The sequence below is a fragment of the Bacteroidota bacterium genome (assembly GCA_016183775.1).
In the GTDB taxonomy this organism is placed as follows: Bacteria; Bacteroidota; Bacteroidia; order JABDFU01; family JABDFU01; genus JABDFU01.
On record JACPDY010000023.1, the window covers coordinates 46,033 to 63,267 of the forward strand.

Genomic DNA, 17,235 nt, shown 5'->3' on the forward strand with positions numbered 1-17,235 from the left:
AAATTTCAATCGAAAATATCGGCATTTTGGCTTCCCGGGAAACGTAGAAAATAAAACTCCGGGTATTTAAACCAGGTCTTTCCCCCTGATTTTATTTTGCACTTTTCCCTGAACTATCCTGGCGAATGACTGACCTGTGAATTTCGATTCAATCAAAGAAAGAAAATCAAACGCTTCAATGATTTGCTTTTCCGCAGGATCCTTGATGATCTCGTTTAATTTTTGAATCGTTATTTGTAATAATTGATGCATCAGCTGTTTATCAGAATTTGCCGAAGGATACTTTCTGATAAAATCCAGCATAAGGCTTAATCCTTTTGGAAATGATTTACGTTGTGTCCGGGTGACCGACCTCAATGAGAATTCAAGCAATTCAAAATTTTTCAATTCAAGGAATACGAACAACTTGATAATTTTTAAGATCATGATGTATAATTTAGAAGTTGTTTTTGATTCAATGTCCAGCGCTTTATTTATCCACAAGAGCGCTGCTTTATAATCTCCGCATCCAAAAAGCACGTAAGCGGTATTAAAGTAGAATACAAGCTTCATATTATAGGGGGTCACAGCATCATACTTTTTTAATTCTTTTTCGATATATGGAATTGATTTTTTTTCTTCTTCAAACGTGCCAAAATAGGTAGATTGATCTTGTTGAGTCATATAAGCAAATTGAAATAATTTTGCCTGAATGTGAAGAGAATTACTGGAAATTGATTTTAGTTTATTGATAAGCTCCGACATGAACCCGGCTTTCTTTACATTATGTGCGTTTAATAACATAATATTATGCAGGAGAACCAGATAATCAGATACATTGTCTTTGATAAAATGCGGCTTGGATTCCCATAATTCCATATTTTTAATCAGGTAATCGTCAGCTTTATCATCGGCAAGTAAATATCTTTTCCGGCCGTTGGAAAAATAAAAATTCGATTTGTCGTAAAAAGTCTGCGCGTGTTTTATGTCCGTTAAAAACGGATGGCGAAATAATTCCTGTACTTTTTTTTGATCCAGGGCAGCAGTTTGCTCCGAAAGGGCTGTATAAAAATAAGTTTCGTTTGAAAGTTCCTGATAGGTCAGGCTATTCGCCAGAATAGCCAATACCCTTTTCTGCTCTTTAACAATTTCTTTCATTTCGTTGGCATCTCCCTGTATCGCAATAACTAAATTGATCTCAGATTTAAGCAGAATATAATATTCAGAATACATTTCATATTTCAAAACTATCTTCTTGGTACTGGAAATAAGAGATCTGCATTGATTGTATAATCCCCTCTGATATAAAATATGGATATCTGCGATGAGGTTTTTTACTTCCATGGAAGTATTGTCGCCATGGTGATAGTTTCTCAGACTTCGTAAAATAAGCTTATAGAGGTAATGCTTAATGGATGACAGATTTTTCGAGATCGATTTTTTCTTCAGGGCTTCCGCAAGTTTATCATCATCATAGGTGCGTTGTTTTTGAAGGATGTTGAATAATTCGAGGTAATTATTTTTCTTATTTCTGTCGTGAAGGAAAGCAAACTTTTTTAAATAAATCTTTTCTGACTTGGAAAGGGATTGGATAAGTTCAAATAATTTTTTATTGTTTTGCATAAATTAAAGCAATTATTTATTTCATCAATTGATCACCGTATCAACATTATATTTCCCATTTTGTGGTAACTATGTCCAAAATGATCTTCAACATCAAATATGCAAACATAGCAGTCCATTTGCGCCTTGCCATTTTTGGTTTTACCATCCCAGCCGGGTTCCGTTTCATTCCCTGTAAATATTAAATTTCCCCAACGGTCATATATTTTCATGGTGTAACGTAAAACGCCGTAGCCCTTTCCGGCGAACACATCATTGTTGCCATCGTTATTAGGTGTGAAGCTATTCGGGAAATAGAAATACAGGTCGGGAAATAAAACAAAAGTGCGTGAAACAGAATCAGTGCAGCCGATCGCATTTGAAGCAATAAGGGTTACAGTATAGGTCCCGGAATCCGCGTAAGTATGACTGGGATTAGTGAGCGTTGAAGACGCAGTATCGCCAAAATACCAGAAAAAATTCGACGCATCAGTCGACATATTTGAAAAATCAACTCTCAGGTCCGAAGCGAATGAATAATTAAAGTCGGCATTTGTTTCTGAAACGGTTACGGTTATATATTTTGTTTCCTTTTGTCCGCAACTGTCAGCTGCTGTTACGGAATATGTTGTAGTTGCATTTGGTTTTACAACAATGCTGTTCAGGCTGTCGTTACCCGGCAGCCATATTAATTTATAGCCGGGCATGCCCAATGCAGCAGTGGCAGCAAGTGTTGTACTGTCACCCGGGCAAATTTCAGTATTGGCGGAAACGCTCAGAGTAAGCGGTGTATAATTTACGTTTACAACAATGGTGTCTATTGCGCTGAATATACCACATGTATCTGTAACACTTACAATATAGGTAATTGTTGCCGCAGGATTTACGGAAATACCGCTTCCGGAAGATCCGGTACTCCAACTGTACCTGTAATTGCCGATGCCGACTCCTCCTGAGGCAACAGCATTAATGGTGATTGCTGTGCCCGGGCAACTAAGATTTATATCGTTTCCTGTTGAAACAGTAAGGGGGGCAACATCGTTGATATAAATTGTCACACTCTTTTGAATGGTTTTATTGCACTGAACGATATTCAATGTTAATGTGAAATATTCAATACCTTCAGCGATAAGGTCCTGCATGGCATTCAGGTCTATCTGGATCGAGTCCAGCCCGGCCGGAAAAATTATATTGCTCCCGGTAATGTTCGACGAAGTAAGTGAATAGTCGGTTCCGTTTGAAGCTGTTCCGGTTAAGGAGAAGTTAACCGTATCAGCTTTTGAAAGCATGCTTTTGCTGCGTCTTAAAATAAAAGTTGATTTGCCGCAACCTTCAAAAATAGTAGTGTCATTACTTCCGAATCCTACTTTTGCTTTGATCGAAATACTGTTACTTGAAAAGCTTCCTGCTTCAAGAAACACGCCCGAATCAAAGTTCGCATCCTTAACATCAGCAATGACAAGTTTTATATGGTAGGTGGAGCCGCACACTACGGGTGCAATTGCGGTTAAGCGTTTGGTAAAGCCATTGTATTGTATAGTTGTGTTCACAAGCGGAGTGTTGCCCGTTCCGTTGTTAACATAATATTGCGGATACATAGAACACCCCTGGTTATTTATATTTTTGATAGATACCGGCAGAATTGTACCGGGAATAAGGGCGATATTTTCTTTTATATAAGAACCTGATATTGGTTTCGGGCCGCTGATAAAAAAACCGAAAATATCGTTATAAGCACTGCATGCGTAAGTCGGGTATTCTTCCGAACCAAAGACATAATGAAATTTAATTGTATCGCCTGTGGGAACAAAATCAAACTCAAGTACAGATGCATTATGTGTACTGTCGGAAATAATTGAATTAAGAAGAGAATCACCGGGGTAACCGTTATCCATTCCACTGCTTGGTGAACCGTTTGGGCCTTGCGGGCCATTTATTCCGGTGGTAACACCAGTGGTCATGATTATTCCTGTTGCAATTCCGATATTGGTAGTTCCGCCGAATTCTGCAATGGCGTTGGGTGAGCCGGTATAAGTAATATTGCTCGCTATCACACCATTCCCTAAAAGCACATTTTGAACAAGTTGCGAAGGAGTTAAAGAAGTATTTATAGTAAGCTGAGCAAATAATTGAGGAGCACCAACTATTAGCAAAATAATAATCCTGACACTATAAAATTTTGGGTTCAACATGCTGTTTACCAAAATTACAATAATTTATCAGCAAAATCAATGAGTTAATTTAATGTAAGGCATTGGTGTTCAGGTAAAAATGGAATTTTTGCCCCCTTTTATTTCGCAAAAACAGAATGTCGGGGTATGAAAGGATATTTCGAAAGAATTTATCCGGAAGTACAATTTCAGCCTAATTAGAAGTCAAATTTTGAATTTATATGGTTGTTATACCTGAAATGATGCGATTATATTAGCTTAAACGACTATCCCACCGGGAATACTAACATTGATTGACTTAAATGTAAATCAAAATTCAATGTCGTTTAGTTAAGGATTTGGCCGTTCGTATTTTTCTTTTTAGTTGGATTTGGTGCTTTAGTGCTTTGGTGGCGAGTTGATTTTTGCCACCAAAACTCCAAACCTGCCGGTCAGGCAGGTTTTCACCAAAGCATTTTCTTAACTAAACGACATTGGATCAAAATTGGATATCAGCGGGAAGCGGGTTTTGTGAGCTGGTCGCCTTCTTTCCAATGAAAGGTATCGATAAGCCTGAAAACATCTTTCCGTATGAATTCAACGACGGGAGCCAAAGAGTCGCTGTTGGGGGGTACGATAAAGTACAACGCTCCGCGCAAAAAATTCCGGGTGCTGTCGGTCAGGTAAAATTGGAGGGATGATGCGGCATTTCCTTCAATATCATAAATCAGTCCGTATACATTTAACGAATCGTGTTTAACAACCATTTCGCTTATCGCGGATGCTTTTAACTGGTGTTTGGCGGCAAGCGAACGGGCATCTTCCAGGTAAGTTGGCAGGTTATTTTCTATTTGTTTATAGCTGATATGGACGCGTCCTTTGAATCGGGGAAGGTCGATATTCAGCCAGCAAGGTTCTGCGTTTTTCCCTTCATCAGGGTGAATGAAAGCATAGGTGGGAACTTCAAAAGTGAAAGGGCAATCGGAATTATAGGACTGATATTTTTTTTCAGGAAGGTCAATACGGAAATATCCACGCGGCTTGGGTAAAAGAGTGTCTTCATCGGAATCGCAGGAAATGAACAGAGAGAAATACAAAACAATAAGTAAGAGGGCAGAAAACCTTAAAAAGCGGAAAGAATTATTTGTGTTCATCGGTTTTAGGTAAAGTGATCTTTACGCGTTTTATTTTCCGGTTATCAGCTGCTTCTATCGTAAACAAAAGGTTATTGAAACTTACTTTTTCGCCCCTTGCTAAAATACGCCCTTCCAGTTCAATTAAAAATCCGGCCAGCGTATCTGATTCACCTTTGCTTTCTTCAAATTTTTTTCCGTCAATATCCAGGATCCTGTATATATCCTTAAGAGCTATCCTGCCTTCAAATACATAGTTTTGTGGATCCAGTTTCGAATAGACAAGGTCGTCATCGTCAAACTCATCATTTATTTCACCGATGATCTCTTCAATGATATCTTCAAGGGTTACAATGCCTGAGGTTCCGCCGTATTCATCAACAACCACAGCCAGGTGTATTTTTTTGTGTTGAAATTCACGCAACAGATCATCTATTTTTTTGCTTTCAGGAACAAAAAAGGGCGAACGTAAAAGCGTTTGCCATTCAAAATCCGGTTTTTCGAGATGGGGTAAAATATCTTTTATATATAAAACACCTGCAACATTGTCAAACGACTGTTTATATACCGGGATCCGTGAATATACAGAGTCCTCAATTTTTTTGATCAGTTCAGGGAACGGGGTGGAATGATCAAATGCCGTAACATCAACCCGCGAACACATGATCTGTTTAACATCGGTGAAGCCGAATTTTACAATACCCTGAAGAATTTTCTGATCATCCTGCGGCGTTTCCTGTTCTGATGTAAGTTCCAGGGCATGTGATAATTCCTCAACGGATATGTTATGCGTTTTTTTCTTAATGCGTTTATCTATAAATGAAGTGGAAAAAATAAGAAATGAGCTGACCGGGTAAAATACCTTTTCAAAAAAAAGTGTTGGCAACACCAGCAGGCGCGTGGCTGAAAGCGGATTCTGAATGGCGTAAACATTGGGAATGATCTCACCGAGAATAAGGATCAAAAAAGTCACTACCACAACCTGGAGGACAAATCCAAATGTTCGGTTTTCGGTGAAATCGAAAAGTTCGGACATCACAAATGTTGAAAGAATGACAATGGCAATATTCACAAAATTGAGGCTGATGAGTAAAGTTGCCAGCAGCCGTTTGGGCCTGTCAATAAGTTCGATAATAAGCGCATCCGTTTTGTGTCCTGTTTTTTTCAGTTCTTCGATGTCGCCTGGGTTCAAGGAGAAAAAGGCGCTTTCGGCCGCTGAAATTGCTGTGGTAAATGTCAATAATAACAGCATCCCCAAGAGCGCAAAAATTATGGCTGGCGATAATGGGTGGATGATAATTTCACCTAAGAATAATTGAATTGTGTTTAGCATCAATTAATAACGAATAAGATGCGAATGTACGAAATCGAAGATTCATGAACCCGTTATACCGGTTCTTAGTCAATTTAAGGATTTTTTATCCGCCAAATTGGCATAGAACCGTATATGCCGAGACTCAAAATCCTTAAAATCAAATTCCCTCGGTATAATTCTGAATATTCAGGAGTGGATAATTGCGAACAGGGAAATACATTCGTAATTTTTTTATTCTTATTTGTTGACGGCGGGAACTAGAACGGCAGATCCTCAGTCGAATCATTACTGCTTGTCGGTAGAGCAGAATTATCGGGCAAAGGCAGATTGACACCCGCTTGCGGGTTGTTTTCTTTACGGCCCAGCATGACCATATTATCCGCCAATATTTCGGTGGTGTATCGCTTATGGCCTTCTTTGTCCTCCCATGATCGGGTGCGTAATTTACCTTCAATATACACCTGCATGCCTTTTTTCAAATGCTTTTCGGCTACTTCGGCAAGTCCGCGCCACATTACTATATTGTGCCATTCGGTGGATTCAACTTTATTTCCTGTTTTGTCTTTATATGTTTCGGAAGTAGCTATTGAAAAATGAGCAACGGCCACTCCCCCTTCCAGGTAGCGTACTTCAGGGTCTTTACCCAAGTTGCCCACTAAAATTACTTTGTTTACTCCGGTCATTGCTGATATATGTTAATTGGTGAATTGGGTTTGTAAATGTAGATAAATAGTTACAAATGTAAAACGACGGATTATCACAGAGGTGTTATATTTTATTAAATACCATTTTCTGATTTTTTTCAATCACTGATTTTCCTGCCACCTGATGGTAAGAGGTTTGTTTTCTCCATCAAAACATCCGAAAATGGTCGACCTTGTATTTTGCTTTCGATCCAGGAGATGAAATCAAAATTTTTTAAAAATCTGTCATCGTGATCTGATCGAATACTTTCTTGTATTGTGTCCTTTAACCTTTTAAATTCTTCTGTTTCCTCAGTTGCCTGTTGATGCCCCTGTGCCGAAAATATATTTTTTATTCCCTGTAAAAAATGAGGAATAGTACCCGAGGAGGGTCGTGACCGGAAATATCTTTCCGCCGATGATATGACCGAGGAGATGGTAAGCATGTTTTTCAGTTCATAATGTATAATAAGATTTATCAGTTTAGTTGTTTCATACACCTCATCCGCAATATTTTCGGAATACTCATTGATGATTTTATTGCTCCAACGCAGAGCCATTTTATAGTTCTGTGCTCCAAAGTATATGTATAGTATGTTAAAATTGAGAATGATTTTATCATAGCTGTTTATTTTTTCCCCATAGCGTTTCATTTGTTTAAGCAACTGATTGTTGATATAATCCTGGCCTTCTTCAAAATTGGCAGTGGAAATAAATAAATGAGTCCGGATAATGCTTAAATAGGAAAATATTTTGATCTGATTTTTGAACGATAGAAATCTCCTGTTAGCGTTTTCGAATTCACTTATTTTATTCAAAATATCTACCTGCACTTTTGTATCAACCAAATGCTCGGCCCCTGCCAGAATGTTGAACAGGGTAACAATATAACTATCCGGATCATTGAGAATAGCGTGTGGATGTGATTCCAGTAAATGAAGCAATTTTTTTTTAGTGTCTATCGGATCGCTTTGAGGTTCCAGTATAGTAGCATGTTTATTGAGGATTCTATAGTATAAAAAATCAGATTGAAATGAAGTGTGAGCAATGTTCCTCCCTTTATAAAGAGCATCCAGTTCGGAACTTATTTTTTTCATTTGTACTTTCTTCTGTTCATTGCCAAGATGATAATCAGCGAAAAATGTTCTTTCGCTATGACTGAGGAGTTTATTGAGAAGCTCAGATTTTCTAAGAAGCAGATCTTGTTCTTTTTCCAGCGCAGAAAGCCGGTCCGGGGTTTGATCTTTGTAAAGATTATTTTTGATTATTTTTCGTTCCCATTCGTTGACTTCCTGCAGCAATATTAATTTTTCATTTTCAGTTGCAATTCGTTTGGTCTTTTGTAAAACTCTTGCCGCCTGGTCGGGCAAACCCCTTTCATATAGTATAGATATTTCGGCAAGCCATGATTTAATTTGAAAATCAATGGAGCCCTCTTCGTAATAACTTCTCAGGCTTTTTAAAATGAGTTTGTATAAATATTTTTTCAGAACAGCGAGGTGAGCTATGAATTTTTCTTTCTTTAATTTTTTTATAAGCCTTGTTTCATCATATTCGTTTTGTTTTTCAATGGCATTAAAAAGTACTATATAGTCATTCTCTCCCCCGATCACATGTCGGGTGGAGTACTTTTTGAAGTACCCTTTCTCTGATCTGCTCATTGATCTTATAAGAGTAAATAGTTGAGATTGTTTCATCGAAAATTTATTCTAGATTATATAAATATCTGATAAATAGATAAATATACAAAAAATCTTGCGCATCAATTTTTAATAATTGAAGTGTTTTTTATTTGTCTTCCCTTCATTTAATTAGTAAATTTCGTTTGATACATTTCTTAACAGATGTGACGATGAAAAACGTTTACTTCCTTATAGTAGTTCTGCATATTACGAACGCCATTTTTGCCGGTGGTAATAAGACGGTTGACCCTGAGCAAAAAGCCAAAGCTGATAAATGTATGGCCGTGCAGCAAAGTTCGATCGGCTTTCTTGAAAATAAGGGGCAAATGGTGGACATGAATGGCCGGCCTGTTCCGTTTGTGTTATTCAGATTGGAAACACCTGATATGGATATTTATGTCACTGAAAAAGGTCTCAGCTATATATTTAAGGAGATTAAAATAATTGAAAAAGGAGAAGATGAAGAGAATGATATTAAAGCTGGATCCGGCCAGTTGGATAGTAATGAGGAGCAGGAGGAAATAGATATGAAATGGCAACTTGTTGACGCGAATCTTCAGGATGCGGTAATTGATCGGGGAAATATTATTCCGGGTGAACGATCCGGAGGGGAACATTATAATTTCTTCTATCCCAATTGCCCCGATGGCATATATGATGTTAAGAAATATAAAGATGTTACTATAAAGAATATTTATCCCGGTATTGACTGGGTATTAAAAACCACCGAAGATGGGATCAAGTATGACTTTATTGTTAACCCCGGAGCATCCGCTTCTCAAATTCAAATTCAATACGACCATATTAAAGACAAGGACATTAAATTACTTGCCGATGGCAGTGTTCGCATAAAAGTTGGTATGGGTACTATTTCGGAGGCTGCACCTATAAGCTACCAGGATGGACAGGAACTCAAAACTAAATTTGTTCTGAATGGACGAACAATTTCCTTTTCACTTCCGGATCATACTATGTCCAGAAGGCTTGACATAGATCCTCAAATATATTGGAGTACCTATTTTGGTTCAGGAGGAACAACCGGTGCTTATGGAGTTGTTGTCAGTAAATCCGGTGAAGTGTACATCGGGGGATATACGCAGAACGCCGGAAGTTTTCCGTTGCTGAATCCGAGTGGAGGTGTTTACTTCCAGGGTGTATTTAATACAGGAGCTGCAAGTGGTGGGTGGATGCAGGATTGGTGGATAGCGAAGTTTGATGCGAATTACAGCTTTGTTTGGTCAACATATTATGGCAGTAACGGCAGTGAAGCAATAGGTGATATGACTTTAAACAACGCGGGCGATCTGTTTGTTGTTGGGAGTTCTCCCGGAAGCAATTTTCCTTTACAGGCAAAGGCGGGAGCGTATAATCAGGCAGCCAATTACGGAGCAGCTCAACTGTATTTAGTGCAATTCAACAGCGCCGGAATAAGGCAATGGGCCACATTTTATGGAGATCCCGGTGGTACCCCATCCAGCGGTAATTCCATAGACATCGATCCTTTAACAGGAAATATTTTAATCGGCGGAGCCTTAAGCGCCGGCTCACCGCTTTTTAATCCGGGTGGTGGAGCATATTATCAGCCGACAATTATCGGAACAGGAACCAGTGCTCCCGCGCTTATCGGATTTACTCCCGCCGGCGTTCTTAATTGGTCAACTTTTTTTGCCGGAAGCACAGAGCAGATTAATGATATCAGATTTACACCTGCCGGAAGTTTATTGGTAACAGGATCTTCTACTTCAAATACATTGCCTGTAACCGCAGGAGCATTTCAGCCTGGAATTGCCGGAGGAGCTGATGTTTTTGCAGCCGAATTTGGTTTATCAAGAAATTTAACATGGTGTACTTATTTAGGGGGAACCGCTACAGAAAGCGCATATGGAATATGTGCGGATAACGGTGGTAATGTTTTTGTTTTCGGCAGAACCGGTTCACTGGATTTCCCACTTCGGAATCCCGGAGTAGGTGCTTATTTTGATAATGCATTGGGTGGCGGAATAGATTTCTTCATTAGTAAATTTACCCCGGTCAAAAATCTGGTTTGGTCAAGTTATGTCGGAGGGTCAAGTTTTGAGGGTCAAAACAGAACAACTAAATCGATCTTTGCGGATAATTGTGATAATATTTTTATTTCAGGTACAACTTATTCCACGGATTACCCTGCATTAAACCCCGGTTGCGGAGCTTACCTGGATAATACACTGGCGGGAGCGTATGATGCTGTTTTTACCAAATTCAACAAAAATAATTCTCTAGTATGGTCAACCTATTACGGAGGGAATAATCAGGATTGGCCAGGCATAGATGTGGATGACAAGAACCGATTGTTTGCTACAGGAGAAGTTATTCAGGCGCCGGCCCCTCTTGTGAATCCAGGGGGCGGAGCCTATTTCGACAATACGCATACAGGAAATCACGATGCTTTTATTGTACGATTCGATCCTGTTCCTCCTGCATTTACACAGTCACAGGTAAATGCGACCGGATGCTCCTGCAATGGAACGGCGACAATTAATTTAAGTTGCGGAACTCCCGGTTATAATTATGTTTGGAGTAATGGTAATATAACACTGAATAATACCAATGCAACAAATACTATTACCGGACTTTGTGCCGAAACATATAAAGTAACTGCTTATAGCAGCTGTGACAGCGTGAAAGCTACTTATACTATAACCGGTGGAAGTGGAAGTTTCTCTTTGTCTGCTACTCAGAATAATGCAAATTGTAATAGTCCTGGAAGTTCTACTATCACCCCTTCAGGAGGAACAAGTCCGTATACATATAGCTGGATGCCCGGAAATCAGTCAGCTACAACTGCTACAGGATTATCAGCCGGCATTTATACTGTAACCGCGAGCGATAATGCGGGTTGCACAAATGTAACAATAGTGACAATTGCCAATACCCATACAGGAATAACAGCAGGTGCAAATATTACTGCAAACATTAGTTGCAACGGTAAAAATGATGGAAGTATCAGTGCAACAACGGTTGGCGGTACAGGGCCTTTTACATACACCTGGAGTCCTTCCGGACAAACAAGTCAGACAGCAACAGGTTTGGCTGCCGGAACATATACTGTTTATATAACAGATGCCAACGGTTGTTCTCCTCAAACGTCAATTGTTTTAACGCAGCCGGCAAATCTTACTGTTGGAATAAATTCACTTACAAACGCATCCTGTGGAGGCGGGAGTAATGGCTCGGCAATAGTGAATACAGCGGGAGGAACTCCCGGATTTGCTTATTTGTGGAGTAACGGGCAAACGGCAAATACAGTAACAGGTCTGACGACGGGTAATCATACGGTTACGGTTACTGATGCTAAAGGATGTTCCTCAACCGCATTAATATCTATAGATGCAGTAAATAAAGTGGATGCAATCGCAGCAGTTTCCTCAATGTGCAAAGGTGATAGTGTTCAGTTGAATTCTTCCGTTATTGGTCCATTATGTAAATGCGGGACAAGGCCTTCCGGTTGTTCCGGGGCAACACAAACAGCCCAAGTAGGAACTTTAGCATCAACTTTTAATACGCCCACACCTTTTAACGGCAGTGTAACGGGTTTGAAACAAATACATATTATCAGTGCCAGCGAATTAATTACCAGCGGCCTTAAGTGCAGTTCTGTCATCACAAAACTTGCATTTAATGTTCAGTCAAAAGCAAGTACACAGCCGTTCAATAATTTTACAATTAAAATGATGTGCGGGACAGCTACCTATAATGATCCTGCCTTTGTTACTGTATTTAACGCCAAACCTATTAGTACGACGACCGGATGGAATTCATTTATTTTTGATATGCCTTATGAATGGGATGGGGTAAGTAATTTAAGTATACAAATATGCTGGTCAAATGCAACCACTTCAGGAGCAGATGTGGTTTACACTTCAGGTACTGTCGGAAGTTATATTGCTAATTCCGGGGCAGGAGTGAATTGTTCAACCTCCACTGCTACAAGCTCCGGAGGTGGCAGTGGAATAACAACCTTATTTACGTTTTGCACACCTCCCCCGACTTATTCGTGGACTCCTCCAATAACTTTAAGTAATTCAACTATTGCTAATCCCAGATCAGGAGCTGCCTCAACTACAACTTATACACTTACGTTAAGCGGGATTCATAATTGTATCTTAACAGATACTGTAACTGTGAACGTTAGTACCTGTTCCACTTCACCGACTGTATCAGTAAACAGTATGTCCGTTTGTCCCACAACTTGTGCAAATCTATCTGCGTTAGGAAGTAACGGAACAGCTCCCTATACCTACTCCTGGAACACGGGAGCCACTACTCAGAATATAAATATATGTCCTGCTTCAACAACAATATATACGGTTAAAATTACTGATTCGGGAGGCGCCACATCTACCGCCACCGCTACAGTAACCGTGAATCCTGCTGTTGGTGTTAATATTACAACTTCATCCATTATCTGTAACGGAGGCACTAATGGCAGTATGTTTGCTAATCCGACAAGCGGCACTTCACCTTTTGTTTACAGTTGGAGTAATTTGGTTTCAGGTTCAACAGTTTCAGGTTTGGGTTCAGGAATTTATACTGTTACAGTAACTGATTCAAAAGGTTGTGTTACGACTTCTACTGCCTCAATAATATCACCGCCCGCTTTAACAGGACAGTTCACCAAAGGCACTTCTAACTGTACAAATTGTGGATGTAAAGAATGGTTAATGGTAAATGCTACAGGAGGCACAAGTCCCTATAGTTATTCATGGCCTGATGGTTATGTAAACAGGTACAAGAACCAGCTTTGTCCGGGCAACTACACTATAAATCTTAAAGATAAAAATGGCTGTAGTGTGAATCTTAATTTAACGGTAAAACTATTGACATAGCGCTTAAAAATAAGGCCGCCAATTTCCTGAAAAACAAATCGGTTCAGTTTGTTGAGAATAAAGGACAAATGACGGATTTGGATGGCAAGCCAATTCCTTTTGTTTTATTCAGAGTGGAAACGTCAGGGATGAATTATTTTATAACTGAAAAAGGAGTTACATATTGTTTATATGAGCATGTGGAAGCTCAGGAAAACGAATCCAAAAGAGAAGGGAAAATATATGATCCTGAAAGTGAAGAGATGGAGGTAAAATGGTCGCGGATCGATATGGAGCTGAAAGGCGCTTCAATAAAAAAGGCGAATATTGATGCAGAAGGGAAGTCGGAATATTTTGAGCAGTATTTTTTAAACCATTGCCCAAGTGGAATTACTGACATACGCAGTTATGCAAAAGTGACTATTAAGGATGTGTATCCCGGTATTGATTGGGTATTTTACAACGCGGGAGAAAAAGGATTTAAGTATGATTTTATTGTACACCCCGGTGCTGACCCCGATAGAATAGAGTTGATCTATTCTTCGCTGGATGGATTAAGCATTGATGATAATGGTGATATTCTGATAAAGACAAGGGATGGCGAACTTACTGAGCACTCACCAGTTTCTTTTCAAAGCAATAAGGAGATCACTTCCCGCTTTATTCGAAATGATATTTTAAAAAACGAACATTCGGGATACGATACGCATGTTAAGTTTTCTTTTAAAGAATATGATCCTTCAAAAACCCTTATAATAGATCCTCAATTAGTATGGGCCACCAGTTACGGCGGTACCGGAGCGGACGGTCCGCAAAGTGCCGATTGTGATAGCAATGGTAACCTGTATATTTCAGGCTATACTCAGCAGTTTAATGGTTTTCCAACACAGGTACATATTGGAAATCCGGCTTCCTATTATAATAATTCGTTGGGCCCTAATGGGGGTGGAATTGCCAGGAATATTTTCATTTTAAAATTCAGTAATACTGGTGTCCGTCTCTGGGGTACATATTATGCAAGTACAGGGGCCGATTGGGCAACAGGATATTCAATAAAAACCGATCTGTCAGGAAATGTGTTTGTCGTTGGAACTGCCGGGAGTATACCAACTCAGGCACATACCGGAAATCCACTGGCATATTTCAACAATACAAACACCGGAGGTTTTATTTTAAAGTTCGACAATATGGGAAACAGGATATGGGCTACCTATTATCCGAATTGCAATCCCCAATCAGTTACTACAGATGCTTCAGGTAATGTTTATGTCACAGGCAGTGCTGGGGCGGCTTTTCCCACCCAGCCATTTCCGGGAAACCCTTTGGCCTATAATCAAAGCGTTTTTGGAGGAGGAAACGATGCTTTTATTTTAAAGTTCAGTAATATCGGAGATTTGTTATGGGCTACTTATTTTGGAGGGTCGAATGGCGAAACGGGACTTTCTGTTTTTACTGATGTCGGGAGCAATATATATATTGGTGGACAAACCAGTTCCACTGATCTTCCTTTAAGAGCGTGGGGCGGGGCTTATAATCAGGCTGCGAACGCGGGTAATAACGATGGATTTTTAGCCCGCTTTAATTCAACTGGAACTTTGATCTGGTCAACTTATTATGGTGGAACCGGAGTGGATAAAATAATTACGATACGTACAGACACTCCGGGAAATATAGTTGCTGTCGGTTTGTCCGGGTCAACAGATCTTCCGGTTCAGGCCTGGGGTGCGGCTTATTATCAGCCATCAAATGCCGGAAATGACGATGAGTTCATTCTTCGTTTCGATCCGAGTGGAGTTCGGACATGGGCAACTTATTATGGAGGAGCTGGTATTGAGGATAATTATTCCGGTGACAACCTGGAAATAGATGATTGCGGCAATATATATATGGGATTCGGAGCATATTCACTTTCAGCAAATATTTACACATTCGATCCGGGATGCAGCAATTATTATCAGGGCTCCCATGGGGGAGGCAGAGATTGTTTCTACGTAAAATTTAATTTATCGGGTGTTGTTCAGTGGGCTACATATTGGGGAGGGGCGGGCTCTGATTTTGCAACAGCAATTGCCCTGGATAAACAGGGTGATATGTTTATTACCGGTGAAATATCAGGAGCGACTTCCGGAACAGGATATCCGTTTACAAATCCGGGCAGCGGGGCGTATTATGACAACCTCCCTAATACAAATGATGATGCGTATGTCGCGAAATTTACCCCTGTCATTCCCACTTATACTCAGTCCCAGGCAAATCCTGCCGGCTGTGCCTGTGGCAGTGCCACAATACAGGTGAATTGCGGAACTCCTCCTTATAATTACAGGTGGAGTAATGGGAGCCAACTTATTAATACATCGAATGTAACCAACAGTATTGGATTATGCGGAGGAAATTATTGGGTGGAAGTAACGGATGGAGCCTGTAACAGGGATACTGTTTATTATACGTTAACCGGTCCGGGAAATGGATTAACATTAACAGTTACTCCTACCGACCCAGCCACCTGTACAAATAGTGCAAGCGGCACCGCTGCCACAACAGTTGCCGGAGGTGCAACACCATATACTTATTTGTGGAATAACGGACAAGCAGCTCAAATAGCTACCGGTCTGACTGCCGGTAATTACGTCGTTACTATTACGGATAATAATGGTTGTACCGCCAGCCAGGCTGTAAACATTGTACTTCCTAAGGGACCCGCGGGAAATGTGGTAGGCACAAATATTAATTGTAACACTGCTGGGGGTGCCATAGTTGCACTTAATAGCGGAACTCCTCCGTTTACCTATACCTGGAGTAATAGTCAGACCGGTCCCGTAATTACAAATCTTTCAGCAGGTACTTATTCGGTTACTGTTACTGATAATAAAGGATGTACAATGACGAGGTCGGTCAGTATCACCGGTTCGATCCCCTCTTCGGCCACATTTACGCAATCGCCGGGTGGAACAATTTGTATAGGTACGGCTGTAACCTTTACTAATACGGGTACAACAGGCACTTATGCCTGGAATATTTCTCCTTTAAATCCGGCGGTAAGCGGAACAACCGTAAATTTCTCTTATACATTTTTAACGGCCGGAACATATACCGTTTCGCATTCTGTTACTACAAGCGGCTGTTTAAAAACGGTTACATCAACCGTTACCGTTGTCAATTGTTCTAATCCGACAGTAACCGCTGCCGGCAGTTCAATGTGTCCGGGTTTCTGTGCAAATGTTACTTCAAATGCCATTGGTGGAGTTGCTCCCTATACTTATTCGTGGAGCAATGGTGCTACAACACAAAATGTCAACACCTGTCCGGTATCAACTACTATCTATACGGTCACTATAAGAGATGCGACCGGGGAGACCGCCACTTCTACTGCAGCCATAACAGTCAACCCGGCCGTTACTGTTACAGTTGTTGCAACAAATATCAGCTGTAGTGGTGGCGTTGGGTCGGCGGACGCTGTTGTTGGAAGCGGCAGCCCGTCCTATAGTTATAATTGGAGTAATGGACAATCTGCCAAAATTGCGACGGGGTTGATGGCAGGGAACTATACTGTTACTGTAACCGATAGCAAAGGGTGTATAAAAACTTCGGTCACCACAATAACGAATCCCCTGCCCTTAACAGGACAATTTACCAAAGGGACTTCCAATTGTGCAGGATGTGGCTGCAAAGAATGGTTAATGGTAAGTGCCACAGGCGGCACAGGTCCGTACAATTATTCATGGCCGGATGGATATGTGAACAGATATAAAAATCAGCTTTGCCCGGGTACATACAATGTTAATATTGTAGATAAAAACGGGTGCAGCGTGAGTATTAATTTGAGTACTCCCTAATTATTTTAATGTTA

8 protein-coding genes are annotated in these 17,235 nt (G+C 40.2%); 2 read left to right on the forward strand and 6 right to left on the reverse strand.

The window, feature by feature from the left end; all coding sequences use genetic code 11:
* Window positions 1-66: 66 nt before the first annotated feature.
* From HYU69_03250 to HYU69_03275, 6 genes are all read right to left on the reverse strand, one after another.
* On the reverse strand, window positions 67-1,602 hold the full coding sequence (locus HYU69_03250) for a hypothetical protein (protein ID MBI2269353.1): 1,536 nt from the start codon (window positions 1,600-1,602) through the stop codon (window positions 67-69).
* Window positions 1,603-1,634: 32 nt separating this feature from the next.
* Window positions 1,635-3,773 (reverse strand): choice-of-anchor L domain-containing protein, encoded by a 2,139-nt coding sequence (locus HYU69_03255; protein ID MBI2269354.1) that lies wholly within the window; start codon window positions 3,771-3,773, stop codon window positions 1,635-1,637.
* Between the two features lie 470 nt (window positions 3,774-4,243).
* On the reverse strand, window positions 4,244-4,885 hold the full coding sequence (gene gldD / locus HYU69_03260) for a gliding motility lipoprotein GldD (protein MBI2269355.1): 642 nt from the start codon (window positions 4,883-4,885) through the stop codon (window positions 4,244-4,246).
* Window positions 4,872-6,197, reverse strand: a complete 1,326-nt coding sequence (gene gldE / locus HYU69_03265) for a gliding motility-associated protein GldE (protein ID MBI2269356.1) — start codon at window positions 6,195-6,197, stop codon at window positions 4,872-4,874. The genes gldD and gldE overlap by 14 nt, the downstream gene beginning before the upstream one ends.
* Before the next feature lie 239 nt (window positions 6,198-6,436).
* Window positions 6,437-6,862 carry a single-stranded DNA-binding protein gene (locus tag HYU69_03270; protein MBI2269357.1) on the reverse strand — a complete coding sequence of 142 codons (426 nt, stop codon included), beginning with the start codon at window positions 6,860-6,862 and terminating at the stop codon, window positions 6,437-6,439.
* Window positions 6,863-6,981: 119 nt separating this feature from the next.
* A complete protein-coding gene (locus HYU69_03275; protein MBI2269358.1) occupies window positions 6,982-8,523 on the reverse strand; it encodes a hypothetical protein in 1,542 nt (513 codons plus the stop codon).
* 191 nt (window positions 8,524-8,714) lie between these two features.
* Between HYU69_03275 and HYU69_03280 the strand changes: the two genes are divergently transcribed.
* On the forward strand, window positions 8,715-13,409 hold the full coding sequence (locus HYU69_03280; protein MBI2269359.1) for a SprB repeat-containing protein: 4,695 nt from the start codon (window positions 8,715-8,717) through the stop codon (window positions 13,407-13,409).
* A gap of 68 nt (window positions 13,410-13,477) precedes the next feature.
* Window positions 13,478-17,221 (forward strand): hypothetical protein, encoded by a 3,744-nt coding sequence (locus HYU69_03285; GenBank protein MBI2269360.1) that lies wholly within the window; start codon window positions 13,478-13,480, stop codon window positions 17,219-17,221.
* Window positions 17,222-17,235 lie beyond the last annotated feature (14 nt).